The sequence below is a fragment of the Flavimobilis marinus genome (assembly GCF_900113055.1).
GTDB lineage: Bacteria > Actinomycetota > Actinomycetes > Actinomycetales > Cellulomonadaceae > Flavimobilis > Flavimobilis marinus.
Genome location: NZ_FONZ01000003.1, coordinates 77900 through 102298, shown reverse-complemented (window position 1 = coordinate 102298; position 24399 = coordinate 77900). Strand labels below are relative to the sequence as shown.

The 24399-nt window shown below is 68.4% G+C and carries 23 protein-coding genes; 17 read left to right on the top strand and 6 right to left on the bottom strand.

Features of this window, described 5'->3' with window-relative positions:
- The first annotated feature begins 13 nt into the window (after positions 1-13).
- The 7 genes from BMZ30_RS09135 (at position 14) to BMZ30_RS09105 (ending at position 4898) form a co-directional block, all read left to right on the top strand.
- Positions 14-1153 carry a protein-glutamate methylesterase/protein-glutamine glutaminase gene (locus BMZ30_RS09135; protein ID WP_093377713.1) on the top strand — a complete coding sequence of 380 codons (1140 nt, stop codon included), beginning with the start codon at positions 14-16 and terminating at the stop codon, positions 1151-1153.
- Complete coding sequence (locus BMZ30_RS09130) at positions 1150-1974, top strand: CheR family methyltransferase (protein WP_093377711.1); 825 nt, start codon at positions 1150-1152, stop codon at positions 1972-1974. Before BMZ30_RS09135 ends, BMZ30_RS09130 begins: the two co-directional genes overlap by 4 nt.
- A complete protein-coding gene (locus BMZ30_RS09125) occupies positions 1971-2369 on the top strand; it encodes a response regulator (RefSeq protein ID WP_093377708.1) in 399 nt (132 codons plus the stop codon). Before BMZ30_RS09130 ends, BMZ30_RS09125 begins: the two co-directional genes overlap by 4 nt.
- Complete coding sequence (locus BMZ30_RS09120; protein WP_093377706.1) at positions 2366-2833, top strand: chemotaxis protein CheX; 468 nt, start codon at positions 2366-2368, stop codon at positions 2831-2833. Before BMZ30_RS09125 ends, BMZ30_RS09120 begins: the two co-directional genes overlap by 4 nt.
- A gap of 16 nt (positions 2834-2849) precedes the next feature.
- Positions 2850-3215: a response regulator gene (locus BMZ30_RS09115; RefSeq protein WP_093377703.1), complete on the top strand. Its 366-nt coding sequence runs from the start codon at positions 2850-2852 to the stop codon at positions 3213-3215.
- 4 nt (positions 3216-3219) lie between these two features.
- Positions 3220-3705, top strand: coding sequence for a hypothetical protein (locus tag BMZ30_RS09110; protein WP_093377701.1), 486 nt, complete (start codon positions 3220-3222; stop codon positions 3703-3705).
- A 116-nt stretch (positions 3706-3821) separates the two neighbouring features.
- Positions 3822-4898, top strand: coding sequence for an LCP family protein (locus BMZ30_RS09105; protein WP_093377698.1), 1077 nt, complete (start codon positions 3822-3824; stop codon positions 4896-4898).
- A gap of 28 nt (positions 4899-4926) precedes the next feature.
- Here the strand turns inward: BMZ30_RS09105 and BMZ30_RS09100 are convergent, their stop codons facing one another.
- Positions 4927-6249 (bottom strand): O-antigen ligase family protein, encoded by a 1323-nt coding sequence (locus BMZ30_RS09100; RefSeq protein ID WP_093377694.1) that lies wholly within the window; start codon positions 6247-6249, stop codon positions 4927-4929.
- 176 nt (positions 6250-6425) lie between these two features.
- Between BMZ30_RS09100 and BMZ30_RS09095 the strand changes: the two genes are divergently transcribed.
- From BMZ30_RS09095 to rfbB, 5 genes are all read left to right on the top strand, one after another.
- Positions 6426-7898, top strand: coding sequence for an NCS2 family permease (locus tag BMZ30_RS09095; RefSeq protein ID WP_093377692.1), 1473 nt, complete (start codon positions 6426-6428; stop codon positions 7896-7898).
- Between the two features lie 104 nt (positions 7899-8002).
- On the top strand, positions 8003-9202 hold the full coding sequence (gene manA, locus BMZ30_RS09090) for a mannose-6-phosphate isomerase, class I (RefSeq protein WP_093377689.1): 1200 nt from the start codon (positions 8003-8005) through the stop codon (positions 9200-9202).
- Between the two features lie 72 nt (positions 9203-9274).
- Positions 9275-9742, top strand: coding sequence for a MarR family winged helix-turn-helix transcriptional regulator (locus tag BMZ30_RS09085; protein ID WP_373296870.1), 468 nt, complete (start codon positions 9275-9277; stop codon positions 9740-9742).
- A complete protein-coding gene (locus tag BMZ30_RS09080) occupies positions 9739-11058 on the top strand; it encodes an MFS transporter (RefSeq protein WP_093377687.1) in 1320 nt (439 codons plus the stop codon). Before BMZ30_RS09085 ends, BMZ30_RS09080 begins: the two co-directional genes overlap by 4 nt.
- 50 nt (positions 11059-11108) lie before the next feature.
- Complete coding sequence (gene rfbB / locus BMZ30_RS09075; RefSeq protein ID WP_093377684.1) at positions 11109-12104, top strand: dTDP-glucose 4,6-dehydratase; 996 nt, start codon at positions 11109-11111, stop codon at positions 12102-12104.
- 15 nt (positions 12105-12119) lie between these two features.
- On the opposite strand, the gene BMZ30_RS09070 is transcribed toward rfbB, so the two are convergent.
- Positions 12120-12746: a dTDP-4-dehydrorhamnose 3,5-epimerase family protein gene (locus tag BMZ30_RS09070; protein ID WP_093377682.1), complete on the bottom strand. Its 627-nt coding sequence runs from the start codon at positions 12744-12746 to the stop codon at positions 12120-12122.
- Positions 12747-12834: 88 nt separating this feature from the next.
- Here BMZ30_RS09070 and rfbD point away from each other — a divergent pair, with 88 nt between their 5' ends.
- Positions 12835-13701: a dTDP-4-dehydrorhamnose reductase gene (rfbD, locus tag BMZ30_RS09065; RefSeq protein WP_093377679.1), complete on the top strand. Its 867-nt coding sequence runs from the start codon at positions 12835-12837 to the stop codon at positions 13699-13701.
- A 14-nt stretch (positions 13702-13715) separates the two neighbouring features.
- Here the strand turns inward: rfbD and rfbA are convergent, their stop codons facing one another.
- The 4 genes from rfbA to BMZ30_RS09045 are packed head-to-tail and all read right to left on the bottom strand — an operon-like array spanning position 13716 to position 19119.
- A complete protein-coding gene (gene rfbA, locus BMZ30_RS09060) occupies positions 13716-14576 on the bottom strand; it encodes a glucose-1-phosphate thymidylyltransferase RfbA (protein WP_093377676.1) in 861 nt (286 codons plus the stop codon).
- Between the two features lie 40 nt (positions 14577-14616).
- Positions 14617-15939, bottom strand: a complete 1323-nt coding sequence (locus tag BMZ30_RS09055; protein WP_093377674.1) for a UDP-glucose dehydrogenase family protein — start codon at positions 15937-15939, stop codon at positions 14617-14619.
- A 17-nt stretch (positions 15940-15956) separates the two neighbouring features.
- Entirely contained in the window at positions 15957-17108 is a 1152-nt protein-coding gene (locus BMZ30_RS09050) for a glycosyltransferase family 4 protein (RefSeq protein ID WP_093377671.1), read from the bottom strand.
- A gap of 10 nt (positions 17109-17118) precedes the next feature.
- Complete coding sequence (locus tag BMZ30_RS09045; RefSeq protein ID WP_342341517.1) at positions 17119-19119, bottom strand: acyltransferase family protein; 2001 nt, start codon at positions 19117-19119, stop codon at positions 17119-17121.
- 231 nt (positions 19120-19350) lie between these two features.
- On the opposite strand from BMZ30_RS09045, the gene BMZ30_RS13565 reads away from it, so the two are divergent.
- From BMZ30_RS13565 to BMZ30_RS09030, 4 genes are read left to right on the top strand one after another with little or no spacing between them, the layout of a single operon-like run.
- On the top strand, positions 19351-20214 hold the full coding sequence (locus BMZ30_RS13565) for a polysaccharide pyruvyl transferase family protein (protein WP_229828816.1): 864 nt from the start codon (positions 19351-19353) through the stop codon (positions 20212-20214).
- Positions 20211-22007, top strand: coding sequence for a glycosyltransferase family 2 protein (locus BMZ30_RS09040; protein WP_177191335.1), 1797 nt, complete (start codon positions 20211-20213; stop codon positions 22005-22007). Before BMZ30_RS13565 ends, BMZ30_RS09040 begins: the two co-directional genes overlap by 4 nt.
- Positions 21997-23619, top strand: a complete 1623-nt coding sequence (locus BMZ30_RS09035; protein WP_177191334.1) for a glycosyltransferase family 2 protein — start codon at positions 21997-21999, stop codon at positions 23617-23619. The genes BMZ30_RS09040 and BMZ30_RS09035 overlap by 11 nt, the downstream gene beginning before the upstream one ends.
- Entirely contained in the window at positions 23616-24353 is a 738-nt protein-coding gene (locus tag BMZ30_RS09030) for a glycosyltransferase family protein (protein ID WP_177191333.1), read from the top strand. Before BMZ30_RS09035 ends, BMZ30_RS09030 begins: the two co-directional genes overlap by 4 nt.
- The last annotated feature ends 46 nt before the right edge of the window (positions 24354-24399 follow it).

The following is a 24399-nucleotide window of genomic DNA, read 5'->3' as shown; positions in this document are numbered from 1 at the left end:
AGGGGAGGTGCCCATGGGCGTGCGTGTACTCGTGGTCGACGACTCGGTCGTCATCCGCCGGCTCGTCGTGCAGGCGCTCGAGGCCAACCCCGAGATCGAGATCGTCGGCACCGCCGCCAACGGCGCGATCGCCCTGACGAAGTACGACCAGCTCAAGCCCGACGCCATCACGATGGACATCGAGATGCCGGAGATGAACGGCGTCGAGGCCGTCCGCGCGCTGCGCAAGCGCGGCGTGCGCGTCCCGATCATCATGTTCTCCACGCTGACGGCCCGCGGCGCGACCGCGACGCTCGACGCCCTCGCCGCCGGCGCCACCGACTACGTCACCAAGCCCGCGAACGTCGGCTCGGTCCAGGCCGCCCTCGCGCAGGTCGGCGAGCAGCTCGGCCCCAAGCTCCTCGCGCTCGCGGGCCGCGGACCTGTGCGCCGGGCCGCCGCAGCAGCCCCGGCCTTCGCCCCGTCCCGCCCGGGGGCGCCGACGACGTCGCTGCGCCCCGGCGTCGGGCACAAGGCTCCCTCGGGTCCCGCCCCGGTGGCGCCCACCCACCCGGTGCGGGCCGTCGTCGTCGGCTCCTCGACCGGTGGGCCCGAGGCTCTCTCCCACGTGCTGCGCGGCCTCACCTCGCCGCTGCCCGTGCCCGTGCTGATCACCCAGCACATGCCGCCGCTGTTCACCGCGCAGCTCGCCCACCGGCTCGACCGGCTCGGGCCTTCCACGGTGGTCGAGGCCGAGCACGGCCAGCGGGTCGTGCCCGGCACGGTGTACATCGCGCCGGGGGACACCCACATGGAGATCGCCGGCCGCCCCGGCGCCCCCACGATCGCGATCACCCACGGTGACCCGGTGAACTTCTGCCGCCCGTCGGTGGACGTGATGTTCCGGTCGGCCGTCGCGCACTACGGCGGCGAGCTGCTCGCCGTCGTGCTGACCGGCATGGGCTCGGACGGTCGCACCGGCGCCGGCCAGGTCGTGACCGCCGGCGGCACCGTGATCGCCCAGGACGAGCAGACCTCGGTGGTCTGGGGCATGCCCGGCGCCGTCGTCGGCGCGGGCCTCGCCCACAAGACGCTGCCCCTCGCCGAGGTCGCCAGCTCCATCGCAGGCCGCGTGGCCCGCACCGACTACTACCGAACGGGGGGAAGGTCATGACACTGACAGCCGAGAACTTCTCCTACGTCGCGGACCTCGTCCGCCGCCGCAGCGCGATCAGCCTCGCGCCCGGCAAGGAGTACCTCGTCGAGTCCCGGCTGCTGCCGCTCGCCCGACGGGTGGGCAAGAGCGTCGACGAGTACGTCGTCGGCCTGCGTCGGGGCGTGGCCCCGACCCTCGAGGTCGAGATGATCGTCGAGGCCATGACGACCAACGAGACGTCCTGGTTCCGGGACATCCAGCCCTTCGAGGCGCTCACGCAGCACATCGTGCCGACGCTGCTCGCGGAGCGGAAGTTCGTGCCGAGCCTGCGCATCTGGTCCGCGGCGTGCTCGACCGGCCAGGAGCCGTACTCGATCGCGATGACCCTCGCCGAGGAGTTCCCGCAGGGGCCCCGGTTCGACATCACCGCGACGGACCTGTCCAACGAGGTGCTCGACCGCGCGCGCTCGGGGCTGTTCACGCAGCTCGAGGTCAACCGCGGCCTCGCCGCCAAGCACCTGGTGCAGCACTTCACGCGCCGCGGGACCCAGTGGGCGATCAGCGACGACCTGCGCTCGCGGGTGTCGTTCCACAAGCACAACCTGATGGACGCGCCCATGCCTGGGCCTTTCGACATCGTGTTCATCCGCAACGTGCTGATCTACTTCGAGATGCCCGTCAAGCAGGAGATCCTGCGCAAGCTCCGGTCCGTCGTGCGGCCCGGGGGCTTCCTGGTCCTCGGCGCCGCCGAGACCACCGTGGGTGTGGACGCGGGATGGGCCCGCGTCCCCGTCGGCCGGAGCGCCGTCTACCAGCTGCAGTCCGGGAGGACGACATGAGAGCCCTGGTCATCGACGACTCGAGGACGATGCGGCGGATCATCGCCGGCATCCTTCGCGGCGTGGGGTACGACATCGTCGAGGCCGGCGACGGCCAGGAGGCCCTCGATGCCATGGCCGCCGCCGCGGCCGACGGCGAGCTGTTCGACCTGTGCTGCATCGACTGGAACATGCCCGTCATGGACGGCCTCACGTTCGTCACGAAGGTGCGCGAGCAGCGCACCTGGCGCGGCGTGACGCTCATGATGGTCACGACCGAGTCCGAGCACGGGCAGATCGTCCGCGCGCTGGCCGCCGGTGCGCACGAGTACCTGATCAAGCCGTTCACCCCGGACGCGCTCAAGGACAAGCTGGAGCTGCTCGGGCTGCTCCCCGTGCAGGAGGAGGCCCTGTGAGCCCGCTCGACACCGCCACGGTCGCGGACACGGAGCAGATCCTCGCCGTCGCTCAGGAGGTGTTCGCCGCCCTGATCGACGACGGCGAGGTGCTCCTCATGGAGGCCGAGCCGCTCGGTCCGGTGGACGACGTCGTCGTCGCCTGGGTCGACATGACCCGCGCCGACTCGCCGTTCGGTATCCGTACCTCGGTGCGGGCGCCCCGCGAGGACGCCTACGCCGTCGTGCGTGCGCTGCTGCGCATGACGCCGGGCGAGGAGGTCACCGAGGACGACCTCGTCGACGCGTTCGGCGAGATCGCGAACGTCGTGGGCGGCAACCTCAAGTCGCTGCTGCCTGAGCACGCCGTGCTCAGCCTCCCGACCGTGGCCACCGCGCCTACGATGGGTGACGAGCTCATCGCGCAGGTCGGGCTCGCTTGGCGGGACGCGGCGCTGACCATCTGTCTGTGGACGATCTCCTGACCGGGAAGGGACCGACGTGCTCTTTGTACTGATTGCCGACGACAGCCGCGTGATGCGGCAGATCGTCATCCGCACCCTGCGCCAGGCCGGGTACGACGACTGGGAGATCATCGAGGCGACCGACGGCCAGGAGGCCCTCGACATGACCCTCGCCCAGCAGCCGGACCTCATCCTGTCCGACTGGAACATGCCGAACATGACCGGCATCGACCTCCTGCGCTCCTTGCGCGCGCAGGGCAACGACACCCCGCTGGGGTTCGTGACGTCCGAGGGCTCGACCGAGATGCGCGAGCAGGCCGAAGCGGCCGGCGCGCTGTTCCTCGTCGCGAAGCCCTTCACCCCTGAGGCCTTCCGCGAGGCCATCGACCCCCTCTTGGCTTAGGAACATGACGACGACACCACTTCCCTCCGCGCAGGAGGTCCGCGAGCTGCTCGAGGGCCTCGTCGGACGCGAGTTCGAGATGCTCACCGGCGGGCCCATGGTCAACCCGGCCGCCGAGGGCGGCGCCGTGGTCGCCGAGTACGTGAGCGACGAGATGAAGCTCGCCGCGCTGATCACCGTGGACCTGCCGCTCGCGGCCGGCATGGGCAGCGCGATCGCCCTGCTGCCCCCGCGCGGCGTCTCCGAGTCCATCGAGGCGCTCGAGCTGAGCATCCCTCAGTTCGAGAACGTCAGCGAGATCCTCAACGTGATGGCCGCGCTGTTCAACCACGACGGCGCCCCCCACCTCAAGCTCACCAAGGTCCACGAGCCCGGCGCCGCGCTGCCCGGCGACGTGGCCCCGTGGGTCACCGCGTACGTGGCGCGCCTCGACCTCGAGGTGACCGTCGCCGGGTACGGCGAGGGGACGATGTCGGTCATCGTCCTGTAGGGCTCGAGGGCCAGGGCACGTGCCTGCGGTCGGTGGCCTCCGCGCCTGCGTGGAGATGTCGTGGTCGTCCTGTGGCGAGGCCCCAGCGCGTCCCGTGCGCGCCGTACGATCTGGCGGTGACCTCCGCCCAGCCTCGCCGCGCACGCACCCGTCCCGCCAAGCCGCACGGGTGGCGGCGGGCGCTGATCATCGCGGTCGTGTCCCTGCTCGCGCTGGGCGGGCTCGCGGTCGCGGGCATCTACGCCATGGGCGTGTGGGCGGACCGGCAGATCGAGCGGTTCGGGGACCCGTTCGAGGCGCTCGACCCGGCCAAGCGCCCGGAGCCGGCGCCCGCGCCCGAGGACGAGGAAGGCACCACCGCCGTCAACATCCTGATCCTCGGCTCGGACAGCCGGATCTCCGCCGGGGACCCGGGCAGCTGGGAGCAGGGCGCCCAGCGCACGGACGCGATCATGATCGCCCACCTCAACGCCAACCGGCAGAACGCCTACGTGATGTCGATCCCGCGCGACTCGTGGGTGGAGATCCCGGGGCACGGCGAGGCGAAGATCAACGCCGCGTACTCGCTCGGCGGACCGACGCTCATGATCGAGACGGTCGAAGACCTGACCGGCATCCGCATCGACCACTTCGCCGTGGCCGACTTCGAGTCGTTCACCTCGCTCACCAATGCGCTCGGCGGCGTCGAGATCGAGGTGCCCGAGGACACGTACCAGAAGGGAGAGCTTCTCTTCACGGCCGGGACGCACCTGATGGACGGCGAGGAGGCCTTGGCGTACACGCGCCAGCGGTACGGCCTCGAGGGCGGCGACTTCGACCGCATCAAGCGCCAGCAGAACTGGCTGCGCGCCGTGGTGAAGAAGGCGTCCAAGATGGGCGCGTTCACCAACCCGATCCGGCGTGCGGAGATGATGGACGCCCTCGGTGAGTCGATCGCGGTGGACGACGCCCTCGACCGCGACAAGATGACCCTGCTAGCCCGCGGTACGAGCCACCTGACGTCCCCGGACATGGAGTTCGTGACCATCCCGACGCTCGGGACCGGGTGGAGCCCCGACGGCAAGCAGTCGATCGTCGTGGTCGACCACGAGCGGCTCGAGCCCCTCGCCAAGGCGTTCGCGACCGACCGCGTCACCAAGTACCTCAAGAAGAACCTGACGAAGCTCGACTTCCTGCAGGACGAGGTGCGGTGACGGGCGGCGCGTACCGGGAGTGAGGTCGCTAGTCGGCTGAGGCGATGACGGGTTCGCGCCGACGTTGGTGCGCCGGCCCTGGTCGCCCACGGCGGACGTGCTCCCGCTCCGCAGCGGTGGCAGCGGCGACCGCCAGGAACCAGCCCAGCGGCGTCATCCAGATCGGCTCGGTCACCGACAGGACGGTGATGGTTGCGATCGTGACGAGGACCCAGGAGCTCGTCTGGCTGCCGCCGGCAAGGAGCTGGTGAAGCGCGAGCAGCGCGGCGCGCACGAGGATCACGAGGTAGAGGAAAGCTCCGACGATGCCCAGCTGGATGGCGAGGTCCAGGAACCCGTTGTGGCCGTGGCCGACCGGAAGAGGGAAGCGATCCTTGATCGTCTGGAGCGCGTCGCCACCGCCGGTGTGGAACCAGTGATACGGCCACACGTTGCCGAGTCCGAACCCGTGCCACGTGTGATCGTCACGCCACACCTCGTTGATGACCCGCCACATCGGGACCCGCTCGGTGAGGGTCTCCACGTCCTTGTCGAGCATCGCGGGCACGCGGGTGACCGCCAGGTAACCAGCGACGGTGGCGAGCGTCGTGGCCACGACGACGCCGACGTAGGTGATCAGAAGCCGGAGCCAGCGACGCCCCGTGCGTGGACGCCGGTGTGTGCGCACGAGCCAGCCGACCGCAGCCACGGCGATGGCGGCGCCGAAGCTGGCAGCAGCGGCGATCATCCCCGTCGCCGACCCGACGGGGACGGTGAAGGCGATCGCCCCGACTGCGAGGGGAAGTTGGAGTACGCGGCCGAGGAGCGTCTGCGGACGGTAGGTCAGCACGGCAGGGATCAGCAGGCAGATGGTGAACGCGAGGATGTTCCAGTGACCGTAAAGGCCCTGGAATACCGTCCTCGTGTCCTCTGCCCAGCCGAGCTCGCGCGAGGTCTGCCAGGTGCCGCGACCTACGGCCAGGTAGGACGTGCCGACGACCAGCGCGGCCCCGAGACCGATCCCGCGCACCAGGACCCGAGCCGGCGCAGCGCTCGCGACGAGGTAGGCGAGCACGGCGATCGCCGTATAGAAGATCACAGCGGTGGCTGTCACCCTGCGCTGGTCGGTCCACAGCACCGAGTTCGCCGCGAAGGTGAGAAATGCCACGGCCGTCCACGGAACGCCGTGCCCGAGGCTGCCCTGTCGCAGGAACGCCGGGCGGATCACACGACGGCGGAGTGCGAGCGAAAGCACGCCCGCGATGGCGAGCGTCGCCAGCGCAAGCTTGAGGAACGGCTCCATCGTCGACATGCTGAGCGCGCGAGGATAGGAGATCGCGTAGGTGACCACGCCGATCGCGATGGTCCACACGCCATTGTCGGACCATGTCGCCAAGGTGCGCCGGCGGCGGCGCCAGGGGCCGCTTCCGGCGGGCCTAGCGTCGGCGGGAACGGTCGCGTCTGACACCTCGTGATGTTAGCCGACGGCGGCGTCCGCTGCGTGGGCAGCGCGTCAGGCTCGGGCAGGGCGTGGCACCATGAGCGTCCATGACCTCTACGGCAACACAGTCGGGGCCGCGCGGCGCCCTCGACCGGTTCTTCAAGATCTCCCAGCGCGGCTCGACCGTCGGCACCGAGATCCGCGGTGGCCTGGTGACCTTCTTCACCATGAGCTACATCATCGTCCTCAACCCGCTGATCCTCGGGTTCGTGCAGGACGGCACCGGCCAGTACCTCGGCGGTGGCTCCGGCCAGGGCGAGAACCTCGGCACGATCGCCGCAGCTACCGCGCTCGTCGCGGGCGTGCTCTCCATCCTCATGGGAACGATCGCGAACTTCCCGATCGCGCTCGCGGCCGGGCTCGGCCTGAACGCCGTCGTCGCCTATGCGATTGCCTCGCTGCCGGGCATGACGTGGGCGGACGCGATGGGCATCGTGGTGCTCGAGGGCCTCGTCATCCTCGTCCTGGTCCTGACCGGGTTCCGCGAGGCCGTCTTCCGAGCCGTCCCGCGCGAGCTCAAGGTCGCGATCTCCGTGGGCATCGGCCTGTTCATCGCGCTGATCGGGTTCGTCGACGCCGGGTTCGTCCGTCCCGGAGCGGGGACCGTCATCGAGCTCGGGATCGGCGGCTCGCTCGCTGGCTGGCCGTCCCTGGTGTTCGTGTTCGGCCTCGTGCTCGCAGTGATCCTCATGGTCCGCAAGGTCCGCGGAGGGCTGCTCGTCGCGATCATCGCCACGACCGTGGTCGCGGTGGTCGTGGAGGCGATCGGCAAGATCGGCAAGTTCGACTCGGTCACCGGCGAGAACCCGCGCGGCTGGATGCTGAACTCGCCCGAGGTGCCCGACTCCCTGGTCGCCGCGCCCGACTTCTCGCTCCTCGGCCAGTTCTCGCTGTTCGGCGCGTTCGGCAAGATCGGCTTCGTCGCCGTCGTGCTGCTGGTGTTCTCGATCCTCCTCGCGGACTTCTTCGACACGATGGGCACGATGGTCGCCGTCGGAGCCGAGGCCGACCTGCTCGACGACGAGGGCAACCCGCCGCGCTCCAAGCAGATCCTGATCGTCGACTCGCTCGCCGCCGTCGCCGGTGGCGCGGGCTCCACGTCGTCGAACACGGCGTTCATCGAGTCGGCCTCCGGCGTCGGCGACGGCGCCCGCACGGGCCTCGCGTCCGTCGTCACCGGCGTCGCGTTCCTGCTCGCGACGTTCCTGTCGCCGTTGGTCGACATGGTCCCGTCCGAGGCCGCAGCGCCCGCGCTCGTCGTCGTCGGTTTCCTCATGGTCATGCAGGTCTCGGGGATCGACTGGAAGAACTACGAGATCGCGATCCCGGCGTTCCTCACCATGGTGCTGATGCCGTTCACGTACTCGATCACCGCCGGCATCGGTGCGGGCTTCATCGCGTTCGTCGTCATCAAGCTGGCCATGGGCAAGGTGAAGGGGATCCACCCGCTGATGTGGCTGGCGGCCGTGCTGTTCGTCGCGTACTTCGCTCTCGAGCCGATCAAGGAGCTGCTGCTCTGACCTGAGGTGCACGATCCTCAGCACCGTCGGCCCCGCCTCCCGCTTGGAGGTGGGGCCGACGGCGCCTCCGCTAAGGTGACCTCGGCAGCCACCGAGGAGGACACGTGTATCGCCTGACCAACGTCGTGAAGCACTACGACTGGGGTTCCATGACGGCGATCCCGACCTTCCTCGGCGCCGAGGCCGACGGGCGCCCGGTGGCCGAGGTGTGGATGGGCGCCCACCCGGACGGTCCGTCCCGGGTGCGCGGCCGCAGCCTGCGCGACGTCATCGACGACGACCCCGCCGGCACCGTGGGCCCGCGGGTGTCCGCGCGGTTCGGCGATCGCCTGCCCTACCTGTTCAAGGTTCTCGCTGCGTCGCGGCCTCTTTCCCTCCAGGTGCACCCGAACGCCGACCAGGCGCGGGAGGGCTTCGCCCGCGAGGAAGCGGCCGGAGTCGCCCGGCACGCGCCCGAGCGCAGCTTCCACGACGACCAGCACAAGCCCGAGATGCTCTACGCCCTCACGCGGTTCGAAGGCCTCAGCGGGTTCCGCCAGCCGCGCCGCGTGATCGAGCTGCTCGACGGCATCGTCGGCCCCCTGGCCGCGCAGATCCGCGACACCCTCGTGGCCGACCCCACCCGCACCGGCATCCAGCGCGCCTTCGAGCTCACCGTCTGCCGACGCGGCGAGGTGAGCCGCGAGGAGATCGACGAGACCGCACGCTCGTGCGAGGCGCGCCTCGACGCCCTCGAGGACGGCGGCCCGGGCGCTCGCGCGTACGGCACCCTGGTGGCCCTCGCCCACTGGTACCCGACCGACCCCGGGGCGATCGCCTCGATCCTGCTCAACAGGTTCTCCCTCGCGCCGGGCGAGGCCATGTACGTCCCGGCCGGCGTCGTGCACGCCTACCTCGGAGGGCTCGGCCTCGAGATCATGGCGAGCTCGGACAACGTGCTGCGCGCCGGCATCACCCCCAAGCACGTCGACGTCGAGGCTCTCCTCGCGTGCACCGTATACGACGACGGCGCCCCGAGCCGGCCGAGCGTCGTGCCCGGGGCCGAGGGCAAGCCCGACGTCGTCCGCCCGCCTGCGGACGAGTTCGCCCTCGCGGTCATCCGCCCCACCGCCAGCTCCCGGGTGCACTACGCGACCCAGGACGGGCCGCGGATCGTCATCTGCACCGCCGGAGCCGTCGCCCTGCGCACGGCCGGCGGCGCGGAGGTCGCGCTCACCAAGGGCGAGACGGTGTTCGTCCGGCACGACGAGGGTCGCCTCGAGGTGCGTGGCGAGGGTGAAGCGGTGATGGCGTTCGTGCCGTAGGCGCCACCCGTTCACGGCATCTCCACACCGGAGGCATTTCATTACCCTAGGTAATGAACTAAGGTAACGACAGTGACGATCGACACTGCCTGCCAGCCCCCCGCCTCGAACGCGCGCCGCACCGGCGCGCCGACGGTCGCCAGCGACCTGCGGGTGGCGCTCACCCGGATCGCGCGCCGGCTGCGCGCCCAGCGGGGCGAGGTCGACCTGGCCGAGGGCCAGTTCGGGGTCCTGACGACGTTGCACAAGCACGGCGCGATGTCCCCGGGCGCGCTCGCGGACCACGAGAACGTCCGCCCGCCGTCGATGACCCGCACGGTCAACACGCTCGCGGAGCACGGCCTCGTGACCAAGCTCGAGCACCCGACGGACAAGCGCCAGGTGGTGGTCGAGCTCAGCGAGGCCGGCCACGCGGAGGTCCGCGAGACCCGCCGCCGCCGCGACCAGTGGCTCACCAAGCGCCTGCAAGAACTCACACCTGAAGAGCGAGACACGCTCGCCGCTGCTACGAAACTACTGACACGGATCGCCAACGCATGAACCAGACCTTCGCTTCACTCCGCTACTTCAACTACCGCGTGTGGTTCGGTGCCGCCCTCGTCGCCAACATCGGCACCTGGATGCAGCGCGTCGCCCAGGACTGGCTCGTCCTGACCGTCCTCACCGACAACTCCGGCGTCGCCGTCGGTATCGTCACGGCGCTGCAGTTCCTGCCCGCCCTGTTCTTGTCCGCCTGGGCTGGCCTGCTTGCAGACCGTGTGAACAAGCGCAAGCTGCTGATCATCACGCAGAGCTCGCTCGGACTGCTCGCGTTCGGCCTCGGTGCCCTGGTGCTGTCCGGCAACGCCGAGCTCTGGCACGTGTACGTGTTCGCGTTCGGCCTCGGCTGCGTCGCCGCGATCGACAACCCGGTCCGCCAGACCTTCGTGGCCGAGATGGTCCCGGTCGACAAGCTCTCCAACGCCGTCGGCCTCAACTCCGCGTCCTTCAACGCCGCGCGCCTGATCGGCCCCGGCCTCGCTGGCCTGCTGATCGCCGCGATCGGCACCGGCTGGGTGTTCCTGCTCAACGGCGTGTCCTTCGGGGCGACCATCCTCGCCATGTTCGCGATGCGCACCAACGAGCTGCGGCACACCCCACGCGTCAAGCGCGGCAAGGGGCAGCTCCGGGAAGCGGTCGCCTACGTGCGTCACCGCACGGACATCCTCGTGGTGATGATCGTCGCCGGCGTCGTCTCGGCCCTCGGCCTGAACTTCCAGCTGACGTCCGCGCTCATGGCCACGACCGAGTTCGCCAAGGGCGCGGGGGAGTACGGCATCCTCGGCTCGATCCTCGCCGTCGGCTCCCTCACCGGTGCCCTGCTCGCCGCGCGCCGCGAACGCCCGCGCGTGCGCCTCGTCGTCGGCTCCGCCTTCGCGTTCGGCGTGACCAGCGGGCTCATGGCCCTCATGCCGTCCTACGAGCTGTACGCGGTCTCGAGCATCCTCGTCGGCCTGTGCTCGCTCACCCTGCTCACCGCGGCGAACACCACCATCCAGCTCGGCACCGACCCCGCCATCCGCGGGCGCGTCATGAGCCTGTACATCATGGTGCTGCTCGGTGCGACGCCCATCGGCTCGCCGCTCGTCGGGTGGATCGGCCAGGTCTGGGGCGCGCGGTGGTCGATCGGCGTCGGCGCGATCGCGTCCATCCTCGTGTCCGCGGGCGCGGCCATCTGGGTGAAGAAGCACTGGAAGCTGCAGGTGCGCTATCGCGTGCTCGAGCGCCCGCACGTGCAGGTCCGCTACCTCGACCGCCCGGCCGCCAAGGAGCGGCTGCGCGGCGAAGCGGCACGGGACACCGCTGCCGCTGCCTGAGGAATCACTCGGTAGGCTTGCGGCGACGTCCACCAATAGAGTGTGAGGACATGCGCGTACTTGTCACCGGCGGAGCCGGGTTCATCGGAGCGAACTTCGTCCACCAGACCGTCCGCGAGCGTCCCGAGGCGAGGGTCACCGTCCTCGACGCACTCACGTACGCGGGCTCGCGTGCCTCGCTCGCCGGCCTCGACGAGGCCATCACCTTCGTCGAGGGCGACATCGCCGACGCTGAGCTCGTCGACCGGCTCGTCGCCGACGCCGACCTCGTGGTCCACTTTGCGGCGGAGTCCCACAACGACAACTCGCTGTCGAACCCGTGGCCTTTCGTGCAGACCAACGTGATCGGCACGTTCACGCTGCTCGAGGCCGTCCGCAAGCACGGCGTGCGTTACCACCACATCTCGACCGACGAGGTCTACGGCGACCTCGAGCTCGACGACCCGGCGAAGTTCACGCCCGACACCCCGTACAACCCGTCGAGCCCGTACTCCTCGACGAAGGCGTCCAGCGACCTGCTGGTGCGCGCGTGGGTGCGCTCGTTCGGGGTCCAGGCGACCATCTCGAACTGCTCCAACAACTACGGGCCCTACCAGCACGTCGAGAAGTTCATCCCGCGCCAGGTCACCAACCTGATCGACGGCATCAAGCCGCGCCTCTACGGCAAGGGCGAGAACGTCCGGGACTGGATCCACGTCGAGGACCACAACAGCGCGGTCTGGGCGATCATCGACCGCGGCCAGATCGGCGAGACCTACCTGATCGGTGCCGACGGCGAGAAGACGAACCTCGAGGTCGTCCAGCAGCTCCTGGTGGAGTTCGGCTTCGCCCCGGACGACTTCGAGCACGTCACCGACCGCGCCGGCCACGACCTGCGCTACGCGATCGACGCGTCGCGGCTGCGCGACGAGCTCGGCTGGGAGCCCCGCTACACGGACTTCGCCGAAGGGCTGCGAGCCACGATCGACTGGTACCGCGCCAACGAAGCCTGGTGGCGACCCATGAAGGACGCCACCGAGGCGAAGTACGCGGCGGTCGGGCACTGACGCGGCCGCCGGGCCTCAGGGGGTCGCGCCGCCGAGCGAAGCCACGTAGGCGGCGCCGGCCTCGTGCGTCGGGAGCAACCCCTGCTCGCGCGCCTCGGACAGCGTCGGGGCCGCAGTGTCCTTGTCCGACAGCGTGTACGTCAGCGGCGTCCCGTCGCGACCGACCGTGGGCCACTCGATGCCGACCTCGGGGTCGAGCGGGTGGATGCCGTGCTCGCCGCCCGGGTTGTAGCCGGTCGAGCAGAGGTACATCACGGTCGAGTCGTCCTCGAGGGAGAGGAAGGCATGCCCCAGGCCCTCGCCGAGGTAGATGCCCCGCCGGGCGACGTCGTCGAGCAGGACACTGTCCCACTGGCCGAAGGTGGGCGAGCCCACCCGGATGTCGACGACGACGTCGAGCACCGCGCCCTTGGGGCACACCACGTACTTCGCCTGCCCCGGGGGGACATCAGCGAAGTGGATGCCCCGCAGCACACCGGCCGCGGAGACCGACATGTTCGCCTGCACGAGGTCCAGCGGATGACCCACGTGCTCGGCGAACACCGAACCCTTGAACCACTCGAGGAAGACCCCCCGGGGGTCGCCGTACTGCTGGGGCGTGATCTCCCACGCGCCGGGGACCTTGAGCTCGCGATACTGCATGGTTCTCCTCGGATGGACGGTGGCCGTCACTCTATCGAGGTAGCGTGTCGACCCGATACTTGGCCCGGTCGTCGTCAGAGGAGTGGTTGTGCGCTGGTTGGTCGCAGGTGGGGCGGGAATGCTCGGACAGGACGTCGTCGACGTCGCGCGGCAGGCGGGGCACGCGATCACGGTGAGCGATCGTGCCGAGCTCGACATCACGGATGCAGCAGCCTGCCGTGAGGCGGTCGCCGGGTTCGACGTCGTGGTCAACTGCGCGGCCTGGACGGCCGTCGACGACGCCGAGACGAACGAGGGCGCGGCGTTCGACGTCAACGCCGTCGGCCCCGCCAACCTGGCGCGGGCGGCGTCAGAGCACCACGCGCGCCTGGTGCAGGTCTCGACCGACTACGTGTTCGCTGGCGACGCGACCAGTCCCTACGCCGAGGACGCGCCGGTGCGGCCCGCCTCCGCGTACGGCCGGACCAAGGCGGCGGGGGAGTGGGGTGTGCTCGCCGCGGGTGCCCACCACGTCATCGTCCGCACGGCATGGCTGTATGGGGCCGGCGGAGCGAGCTTCCCGCGGACGATCGTCCGCGCCGGCCGCGCGCGGGGCGCGCTGGGCGTCGTCAGCGACCAGGTGGGGCAGCCCACCTGGACCGCCGATCTCGCAGACCTGATCCTGCGCATGGTCGACGCTGAGGTGCCGGGCGGCATCTACCACGGCACCTCGAGCGGTGTCGCGTCCTGGTACGACTTCGCTCGCGCGGCCGTCGAGAGCGCGGGCATGGACCCGGCGATCGTCTCGGCGACCACCAGCGCGGAGTTCACGCGGCCCGCGCCGCGCCCGGCGTACTCGGTCCTCGGGCACGACCGGCTTGTCGCGGCAGGCGTGGAGCCGATCGCGCCGTGGCACGAGCGGTGGTCAGCAGCGGCGTCCGACGACCGGTTCCGCAGCGAGGTGTTGGGCGACTGAGGAGCGCGGCGGCATCAGGCGAGCAAGCTCAGGAGGTAGGTCCCGTACCCCGACTTGGCGAGGGCCTCTCCGCGCGTCGCGAGCTCGGTATCGCTGAGGAACCCCTGGCGCCATGCGATCTCCTCAGGAGCGCCGATCTTGAGGCCCTGGCGGTTCTCGATGGTGCGGACGAAGTCGGAGGCCTCGAGCAGCGAGTCGAATGTGCCGGTGTCGAGCCAGGCGGTGCCGCGCGGCAACACCTCGACCTGAAGGCGGCCCTGGCTCAGGTACTCGCGGTTGACGTCGGTGATCTCGTACTCGCCGCGCGCTGACGGCTTGAGGTCGCGTGCGATCTCGATGACATCATTGTCGTAGAAGTAAAGGCCAGGCACCGCGTAGCTGCTCTTGGGCTGTGCAGGCTTCTCCTCGAGCGAGAGGGCCCGGCCGGCGTCATCGAACTCGACGACACCATAGGCAGTCGGATCAGCCACCCGGTAGGCGAACACCGCGCCGCCGTCGATGTCCGAGAACTTCGTCAGCTGTTGCCCGAGGCCGGGGCCATAGAAGATGTTGTCGCCCAACACCAGGGCTGAGGACTCAGTTCCCACGAAGTCCGCTCCGAGCACGAAGGCCTGCGCGAGACCGTTCGGCTCGGCCTGGACCGTGTAGCTGATGGAGACGCCGAACTGCGACCCGTCACCGAGGAGACGCTGGAATTGATCCGCGTCGTGCGGCGTCGTGATCACGAGAACGTCGCGGATTCCCGCCAGCATGAGGGTCGACAAGGGGTAATAGATCATCGGCTTGTCGTACACCGGCACGAGCTGCTTGCTCACGCCCATCGTGATGGGGTGAAGGCGTGTGCCGGACCCGCCGGCCAGGATGATTCCGCGCATGGGACCTCGTTCTCGTGAGCAGGAAGAAGGTGCCGCTGAACTATGGGCGTCCGATGCCCTGGTAGGTCCAGCCGGCGGCGCGCCAGGCGACAGGGTCGAGGGCGTTGCGGCCGTCGATGATCCACGGCGTGGCGACGTGGGCCTTGAGCTCGGCGGGGTCGAGGTCGCGGAAGTCCTGCCACTCGGTCAGGAGCATCACGACGTCCGCGCCGGCGACGGCGGTGGCGGCGTCGGGGGCGACCTCCATGTCGGGTCGCTGGCGCGCAAGGACGGGGCCTGCGGCGGGGTCGGTGATGACGACGCTGGCGCCCTGGCCTGCGATCGCGTTGGCGATGTCGAGGGCGGGGGAGTTGCGCATGTCGTCGCTGTTGGGCTTGAACGCCGCACCGAGCACGGCGATGCGCTTGCCGGACAGCTCCCCGCCCACGGCCGTGCGGGCCAGCTCGACGGCGTGCGAGCGGCGGCGGTCGTTGATGTTGTCGACCTCGCGCAGGAACGTCAGGGCCTGGTCGACGCCGAGCTCGCCGGCGCGGGCCATGAACGCGCGGATGTCCTTGGGCAGGCAGCCGCCGCCGAACCCGATGCCCGCCTTGAGGAACTTCGGTCCGATGCGGTCGTCGTGGCCGATCGCCTCGGCCAGCTGGGTGACGTCGGCGCCGGTGGCCTCGCACAGCTCGGCCATCGCGTTGATGAAGGAGATCTTCGTGGCCAGGAACGAGTTGGCGGCGACCTTGACGAGCTCGGCCGTGGCGTAGTCGGTGACCAGGCGGGGGATGTCCTGGTCGAGCAGCGTCCGGTAGACGGCGTCGAGCGTGTCGCGCGACGCCGTCGCCTGGGCGGGGTCGGTGGGCAGGCCGTAGACGATGCGGTCCGGGGACAGGGTGTCCTGGACCGCGAAGCCCTCGCGCAGGAACTCCGGGTTCCACACCAGGTGCGCGCCGGTGGGGGCGACGACCTCGGCCAGCCGCGCGGCCGTGCCCACGGGCACGGTGGACTTGCCGACGACGAGCGTGGGTCCGTCGGGGTGCTCGCCCAGGTGGGGGACCAGCGCGGTGATCGCGGCGTCGACGTAGGTCAGGTCCGCCGCGATCGAGCCGGGCGCCTGGGGGGTGCCGACGCCGATGAAGTGCACCTGAGCGTCGGCGAGGTCAGCGAAGTCGGTGGAGAACCGCAGCCGGCCGGCCGCGACGTTGCGCGCCAGCACCTCGTTGAAGCCGGGCTCGTGGAAGGGTGCCTGCCCGGCCGAGAGCAGTGCGACCTTGGCGGCGTCGACGTCGATGCCCACGACGTCGTGGCCCACCTCCGCCATGCAGGCCGCATGCACGGCGCCCAGATACCCACAACCGATCACTGAGATGCGCATGGTTAGGCAGTCTACTGCTACGGGGTGGACACCTCGGGAGTCACCGTCGCGTCTACCGATTCGCTGACGGCGATGTCGGCGATGAGTGCGGCGAAGTCCTCGCTCATGTCGGACGGCCGATACGAACGCGCGAAGTTGAGCGCGTCGCGGGCAATCTCACCGTCAGGGTCCTCGAACGCATCGATCGCGGCGGCTACCTCGCTTGCCCCGCCCTCGGGATCGAAGAACAGCACCCAACTTTGGCCACTGAACTGCTCGCGGACGTGGGGGAGACCCGGGAGCAGCACCGGGACACCAAACGTCGCCGCAAGGAACATCGTGCCCGAGTTGAGGAAGTCCTTGTACGGCACGACGACGACGTCAGCTGCGGCGAACCAAGTCGGTACCTCAGGGTGATCGATGAACCCGTGTCGGCGGATGTTCGGGAACGGGCGCTTGAACATGTCGTCGATAGCGCTGAGCTCCTCCGGTCTGGCCTTTCCCGCCATGAGTAGCGCGACGTCGGCCGATCGGGCGTGGAGTTGGGCGCACGCCTCGATTAACAGGTCGAGTCCCTTGTAGGACCGCATCTGTCCGAAGAACAGCACACTCTTCTGGTTCGGGCTGAGGCCGAAGGATGCCCGAGCTGCCTCGCGGGTCATGGTCTGCTCGTATATGCCGAAGTAGCTCGAGTGCGGGACGATTACCGTCTTCTCATGCGGGAGCTCGGCAACAGCTCGGAACACCGTCGCCGTCTCCTCAGACATCACGTGGAGCCGCGTCGCAACCCCGACGAGGTAACGGCTGAGGTCCAGCTCGGGTTCGCGGAAGCGGGTCTCGTGCGGGATCAAGTTGTGGATGGTCCACACGACGACGACGCCACGTCCGACTGCGCCGTTGACGTGATCTTTGAACCGAGCGAGGTTTAGCCACGCAGTGTCTTCGTCTGACGCACCCTGGCAGATCTGCTGCGTCCAGTGGACGTGCAGGATGTCCCCGCGCTTGGTTGCGGAGATCTCCCGGAGGAGCCGTTCGAACCCGGAGACGAACGAGACAGGAACGCCGCGGGACCGGAGACCCAGGTAGAGCATGTTGAGGTATGGATTGTCCTGCCACGCCGGGTACGCAAGCACTCGGCTGACTGCGCTGAGTCTCTCCCGCAACGTGGAAGTCTTCATCGTCGTCTCCATCTAGTTCACCTCAGCGGCCAGTGCGGGCGCTCAGTTCTCGGACCAGGATCGGCCCGAGCGTACGGGCGAATGTGGCAGTGATGTGGTGCTCGTCGCGATAGACAGCGACGTTCCCGATGACCATCGGGCAGCGCTCGTCGCAGTAGATCGACGACAGATCGATGGCTTCGACGTTACCGTCAGTGAGTCGACTCGCGATCTGTAGCGGATCAGGGCCGAGTGCTTCGCTCATCGGGACGGAGCATGCGGCGGCGGCATCGGGCGAGCTCGCAAGGATGACGCAGTCGAGGTCCGACGTGGTGACAGTGGGATTGTCTATGACGGGGACCACTTCGACGCCAGCTGCCGTCAGCGGCTCCCATGCGGCCGCATAGCTCACTGCAAGCGAGTCGATCTCAGCAGTCGACAGGTCAGGATTGCGGCGGGCGGTCAAGAGCACGAGATCGTAGCCACCACTCATGAGTCGGGCTTGAAGCGCGCGTTGACGCTCGGAGCACGCGTCGTCGGCGGTCGGCGGTGCCGAGCGCCACATGCAACCCCGTGCAACGTAGGTGTCGACCGACCAGTCAAGGACGGCGAGGTGGTCGTACAGCGCAGGCAGGAGCATCGCCGCGTGCGAGTCGCCCACTAGAGCGACGCGGCGTGCTGTCGGCGTCGATGAACCGTAGGTGCATGATTCGATGTCAGCGCTCGGATCGGTGTCGTAGCACCAGTACGCCTGCCCGGTGTCGTCACTCACCGCGGCTAGCGCGGGAAGGATCCTTCCGTCGAGGGCAGGATCGGAGCAAGGCGCATCGGGACCGGCAATGGCGAGGGCGCCGAGGCACGCCGAGCTCTCGAGGTACGCCCCGACGAGTTCGTTCGATGCTTCTTCTTGCCGGTCGGTCTCGACGATTCCCGCACCCGCCACCGCCACGACCACCGCCATGCCGCCTAGGGTCAGCGTGAGGGTCCGGACAGCAGGGGCCTCGACGAGAAACTTCGCGCGCCGGCAGGGATCCTCGACGAACGTCTTCGTGAGGGCGCCGAGCACGAGGCTGGCGGACAAGAGACCAACGTTGAGAGCGAAAGGGCGCCCGATGCCGAGGAGGGGAGGCAGCATCACGACGAGCGGCCAGTGCCACAGGTACGTCGAGTACGAGATCGCCCCGACGTACTGCACGGGCCTGAGGCTGATGAGCCGCCCATAGAACGAATCGCCAAGTCCGGAGGTGGTCGTGCCACCGACGATGATTGCTACGGCCCCGAGAGTGGGCAGAAGGGCGGCGTACCCAGGAAAGGACGTCGCCTCGGTGAACAGGTATACGGACACGAGCAGCATGGCCCAGCCAACGAGTCTGCAGATCGTCGCCCAACGCGCTGCGCGCACACCGGCGGGGATCAGCAGCGCGACGAGGCCGCCGAGGGCGAACTGCCACATCCGCGCTGGCGTGGAGAAGTACGCAGCCGGGCTGACGCTCGTCAGCCATAGGCAGTAGACGAAGCTCGCGATCGCGGTCGTGCCCAGCAGTGTGACCACGGCAGTCCGTGCTCGAGGCCGCCCGCGTGCGCGCCAGCGCCCGATGCCCACTGCAGCGAGCATCATCAGCGGCCAGATGACGTAAAACTGCTCCTCGAGCGACAGCGTCCAGTAGTGCTGCACGGGTGATGCGGCGTTCTCGGCAGCGAGATAGTCCACGGAGTCGGACGCAAGGCGCCAGTTCTCCACATACAGGGCGCTCGCGAGGAGCTCCTGGAAGAACTGGCCCCAACGAGCTTGCGGGGCCCAGAGGAAGGTCGCGATGCCAGTGACTGCGAGGACGAGGAGTGACGCGGGCAGCAAGCGCCTCGCCCGCCGCGCCCAGAACTGACCGAGCCTGATAGTCGAGGACTGGCTCAGCTCACGCCACAGATGCCCGGTGATCAAGTAGCCGCTGATGACGAAGAAGACGTCGACGCCCACATAGCCTCCGCGCAGGCGCGTGGGCCAGATGTGGTAAACCACCACGGCAATGACTGCTGCCGCCCGCAGAGCCTGGATCTCCGGTCGGAAGCCTGAGGGAGTGCTGCCGCGGCCCTTGGTCGCGGGCGTGGTGTCCGTGATGATGGCTGTGCCTTCGCTCGTGATCCCGCGTAACGGGCGTCCGTATCTTGCGTGCTCGAGAGCCTGCTGGGGCGGTCTCTCGAGCGCACTCTACCCGTGCCTTCGCCAGGACCCGTCCGGCCCGTCGACTACCGTGTGTACGATCTTGGGGTGACCGAGATGACAGCCGTGCCACCTGAGGAGGACCTCGCCGAGACGACCATCCGTGACGTCCGCGTTGCCTTCTGGAACCCCGTCCGGCCGGTCCCGGGAGGGCTTCAGCCCAGAGCGGTGTCAAACTTCGGAGACGTCTTGGGGCCGGCTTTGGTCCGCACGATGGTCGGCGCGAATGCCACGAGGCCCGCCGACTCACCCGTGGCGCCTGCGCCCCATCGACTGCTCGCAGTCGGGTCTGTCATGCACTTCGCGCGCCCGGGTGACCACGTCTGGGGAAGCGGTGTGAACGGGAAGGTCCCGCTCCCGGACCTGCGGGGCCTGAATCTCGTTGTGCACGCGGTACGCGGTCCCCGCACGGCCGAGCTCCTCGGTGACCAAAATCTTGAAGTCCCTGAAGTCTTTGGGGATCCCGCCCTGCTGATCCGCCGCTACTTTCCGCAACTGAGCGGGTTGAGTGAGCAGAAGCGCCGCCTCACCGCGGTCGTGCCCAACCTGAACGACTATCCGAGTTCGCGTTTCGACCCGCGAGTACTCAACCCGAGGTCAAGCTTCCTCTCGGTCGCCAGGCACCTCGTCGCGAGCGAGATCGTCGTGGGATCCTCGCTCCACGCGATCGTCGTAGCCGACGCTTTCGGCGTCCCCGCCCGGTTCTGCGCGTCAGCGTCAGAACCTGCATTCAAGTATCTGGACTACCTCGAAGGCACAGGGCGCGCGGGCACCGAGATCGCCAGGTCGGTCGACGAGGCCTTGGAGATGGGCGGCCACAGCGCGCCAGATGTCGACCTAGATGCCCTGGAGAGCGCTTTTCCCTGGGGGCTCTTCGGACGAGAGCCTGCCGACCTTGCGGCCGCGCAGGTGGAGGCGTGAGCACCGTGGTCGGCTTGGATGCGGAGCTCCTCAGTGTCGTCATCCCCTGCTACGGCGTCGAGGAGTGGCTCGAGGCGTGCCTGGAGTCGGTCGTGAACCAGACCTATCGTGCGCTCGAGGTGATCGTGGTGATCGATGGTTCGCCCGACAGGTCCGCAGAGATCGCTCATGCGGTCGCAGCGACGGACTCGCGCGTCAGGGTCATCGACCGCGCCCACAACATCGGGCTCGGCGCGTCGCGGAACGAAGGGCTCCTTGCTGCATCCGGCAAGTACGTCACCTTCCCGGACAGCGACGACGTTGTTCCCGTGGACGCTTACCGCACCCTGGTCGACTCTCTGACAGCGTCGGGTTCGGTGGTCGCCACCGGTCGCGCTCAGGAGTTTGGCGGCCTCGGTCGTCGCCAGTACTGGACGACAGTCAATGCTGCCTTTCGCGAAGCACGAACGGCGACGAATCTGACCGCGACGCCGGAGCTGGTGCTCGACCACACGGCATGGAACAAGGTGTACGACCGTGCGTTCATGATCGAGAACGGTATTCGTTGGCCTGAGGGCACGACTTGCGAGGACGTCGTCCCGTCGACGCAGGTCTATTTGCACGCGGCCTCGGTTGACGTCGTCGATGCGGTGGTTTACCAGTATCGACGACGACCCGGGTCGATCACTACGAGCCTGAACGACGCCCGGAAGCTGACCGACTGGTGCGAGCAGGTGCATGCGGTCCTCAACGCGCTCGAGGCGGCTGGGCAGGTCGAAGCTCAGTCGGTCTACGTCACGCGACTCTTGAAGAACGAGGTCATCTCTCGCGTGAAGTCCCTTCACATTCTTGACGACGTCATCCTTCTCGAGAAGGTGTGCGCGTTGGCGGAGCGCGCGGTCCTGGCTGCCCCGAGCTCGGCTATCGCCGCGCTCAACCAACAAGAGCGGTGGGCCGTGGACCTGCTGGTCACGAGGCGCCCTCACCTCCTGCACTACTTGGGGTACCCCCTACCGGCCACCGCAGTGCATCTCGCGGCCAGAGCCCACGGCGTCGCTGCGGCCAAGACGGGTGCAACCCTTGGAGTGGATGGGGCCGCGGACTCCCTCCCGCGATTTGCTCGCGTCTTCGTCCAGCCGTGGCTCGACGACGCCGTCGACGGACAGGAAGCCGCCGCAACGGTTGCGCGTGCCGCAGAGGACTTCGACGACAGCGCACGCGCTGCTCTACCGCCCCGCGTCGTAGGGATGCTCACGCTCGCGTCCGAGGGACGACACGATCAGGACCTCAAGACGCTGCTCCGGCTCGCGCGTTTCAGCGAAGCGGTGATCGAGAGCGCCAGTGGCGGCTCTCGCGAGAACGAGCTCATCCTGAAGTTGAGCGTCTCGAACGACTTCCTCACCCATGAGGAACTCATGGTCGTGGGTGCTCGGACATCGTTCGGCAAGATGATGCCCGAAGGACGCGTGAGCACGGTGGCGCTCGGCGACGATGGAAGAACCGACGTTAGCGCGGTTGTCCACCTCGGCAACCAGCCTCATGGGAAGGGACGCGTCGAGATCTGCCTGAATGCCCACGGCGTGGAGTGGTGGGAGCCGGCGCGCATCTATGGCCCGCTTGACTCAGGCACGCCCGGCTCAGCCGTTGCGCTGCGTCCGACCGGGAAGGGAAGCGTCGCGACCTGGCGCCGCACACCCGTGCGCGCGACCCCCACCGCGCGACGGATTAGGCGCGCTCAGATCAACAGCATCGGCAAATCGACGGTACGCGGCGTGCTACAGCGCGTGCGGAGAGGAGCGCGACGTGAGCGCTGACCGTGGCCCCGAGATCTCGGTGGTGATGCCGACCAAGAATGTGGCGCTGTGGGTCGAGGAGGCGGTGACGTCTGTTTTGACGCAGAGAGGTGTCGACCTCGAGGTCATTGTCGTCGACGATCATTCGGATGACGGAACGGTCGAGGTGCTCGAGATGCTCGCGCAACGCGACTCCCGCCTTCGGGTCGTCAGGGCGACGGTCCGGGGCGGTGGTGAGGCGCGCAACGAGGGCGTAGCGCGGGCACGTGGGGAGTTCCTCGCCTTCGCGGACGGTGACGATATCGTGCCCGACGGGGTTTACGCGCGGCTGCTCGAGCGGTTGCGCCTCTCCGGTTCAGACATCATTGCGGGGAACTACCTGACATTCGCCCCATCCACGTCCTGGCTGCGCCAGTCAGGGCTGCCGATCTACGGCGAGAGCCGCACAGGCGTCGGGCTGCGCGACGAGCCGCGGTTGCTCAGGGACCGCGTGGTGTGGAACAAGATCTTCACGATGCGCCATTGGCGACGCTCTGGGGCGCACTTCCGGAACCCTCCGCGGGCCAACGACGTGGTCGCCATGACAGAGGCTATGGCCGAGGCATCGATTGATCTCGACCCCTCAGTGACCTACGTGTACCGACGGCGCCCCGGCGGTGGGTCCATGACGTCTGCGGCCAAGCGCGAGGACGCGCTGCTCGCATACTTCCAGCAAGAGTCGCTGTGCCTGACAATCTTGGCGGAACGAAGTGAGCACACGGTCGTTCACTACTTCCTGACCATGTTGTTCGAAACCGACGGTTGGGCGGCGCTGAAGGGCTACTTCAGTGGCCGAACGGTATCGAGGGCCGATGCAGGGGCCTTTGCCGAGCTCGCCCGGGTCATCGCAGCGGCAGTCGAGCGGTGTCCTCATTGGGTCTGGCGCAAGATCCCGCTTGACAAGCGCATGGTCTACGCGCTTCTCGCGAGCGCCCGCGCGGACTTGCTTTACCTCGTCTGGGATGACGTCCACCCGCCGCACACGGCGGATAGGCGCGACGACGCCACGCAACTAGCCAAGCTGCTTCGACATGAGCCGGGGGGCGATACGGTCCTCCGCCAGGTCTGGCGCGAAGAGTTTCTTGGACAGTTCAGTCGGGCGGCTAACGCGACGGACCGTGATCTCGCCGCCGATACCGTCGCTTTCCGTGAGGCTTACGTATCTCTTACCGATCTGACCCGCGCCGAGAGGATGATTCTGGGCCGCCTCGAAGCCGGAGACTTGGACGGAGCGCGGCTCTTGAGTGTGCAGTGCGCGCGCACGTCTGCTGTTCTGCGGCGAGCTGCGGACGTCGGAGGTGGCACCAGGGTGGTTGTCGAGGTGAGTTCGAGTGGGTCGCTCTCGGCAGAGTGGAACACTGGTCGCCTGATCGCCCGTGGCCAAGCGGGGCGCTCAGCGACGGTCAAGCGGGATTCCCCCAAGCCGGCAGCACGGATCGTCAACGGATGGAAACGGCGCGATCGCTACATCGTAGAAGGTGTCGCGCCAAGGGACCTGGACGACTATCGCTTGACGGTCGAGATGGTTGTCGACCAACGGCTGCGGCCCCTCCCGATCCGGGTCGCGCCGCTAGTTGCGCCGGGGCCGTCATGAGTCGCAGCATCGGCATTATCAGCTACTGCGACCACCTCCGTACTCGGGCGCACATCAACCACCAGGCGTACGCGTCGCGACACGGTTACACGTACATCTTCGACGTCGCGCCGACGGTCGAGCGAAAGTTCGGCGCCAAGCTCGAGAAGATCCAAAAGCTGACGCCGCTGTTTGACTGGACGTTCTGGATCGACGATGACGCCTTCTTCATGCAACACGACCGAGCTCTACGCGAATTTCTGCCCAAAGACCCGCGTACGGCACTGGTGTTTTGCGAGAGCCCGATCAATAAGGGCAAGAAGACGTGGATCAGCTCGGGCAACTTCTTGATCCGACGAACGGCCCGGACGTCACGCTTCTTGCGTGACGTCGCGCGCACGCCGATGGACGTCGTGGAGGCGTGGTGGGACGTCGATCGCCTCGGGTACTTCACGCGAGGCGATCAGGACGCGATGGTCTATCAGCTCCTGACGAACCCCGTCTATCGGCGTCCCGGATTTGTGCGTCGGCTGCCGTACACCGCTTTTAATACTCGGCCATTTCACTTCCAGTCCAAGCCTGACGAGCACTTCCTGGTTCATTTCACGGGAGATGATAAGGGGACCCAGGCCGCGGCGTTCGCCGGACGGTTCGGCCTCAGTGAGGCTCTGGTCCCCTGGAGCGTCGAGGACCGATACCAGATGCGCTACGTGCCTGCGCGACGCATCGAACCGGGGGTTGTCACGAATGAGTGACGAATCGCGCATGCCGCGGCGGTCATCATCAGAAGGGCAGTGCTGG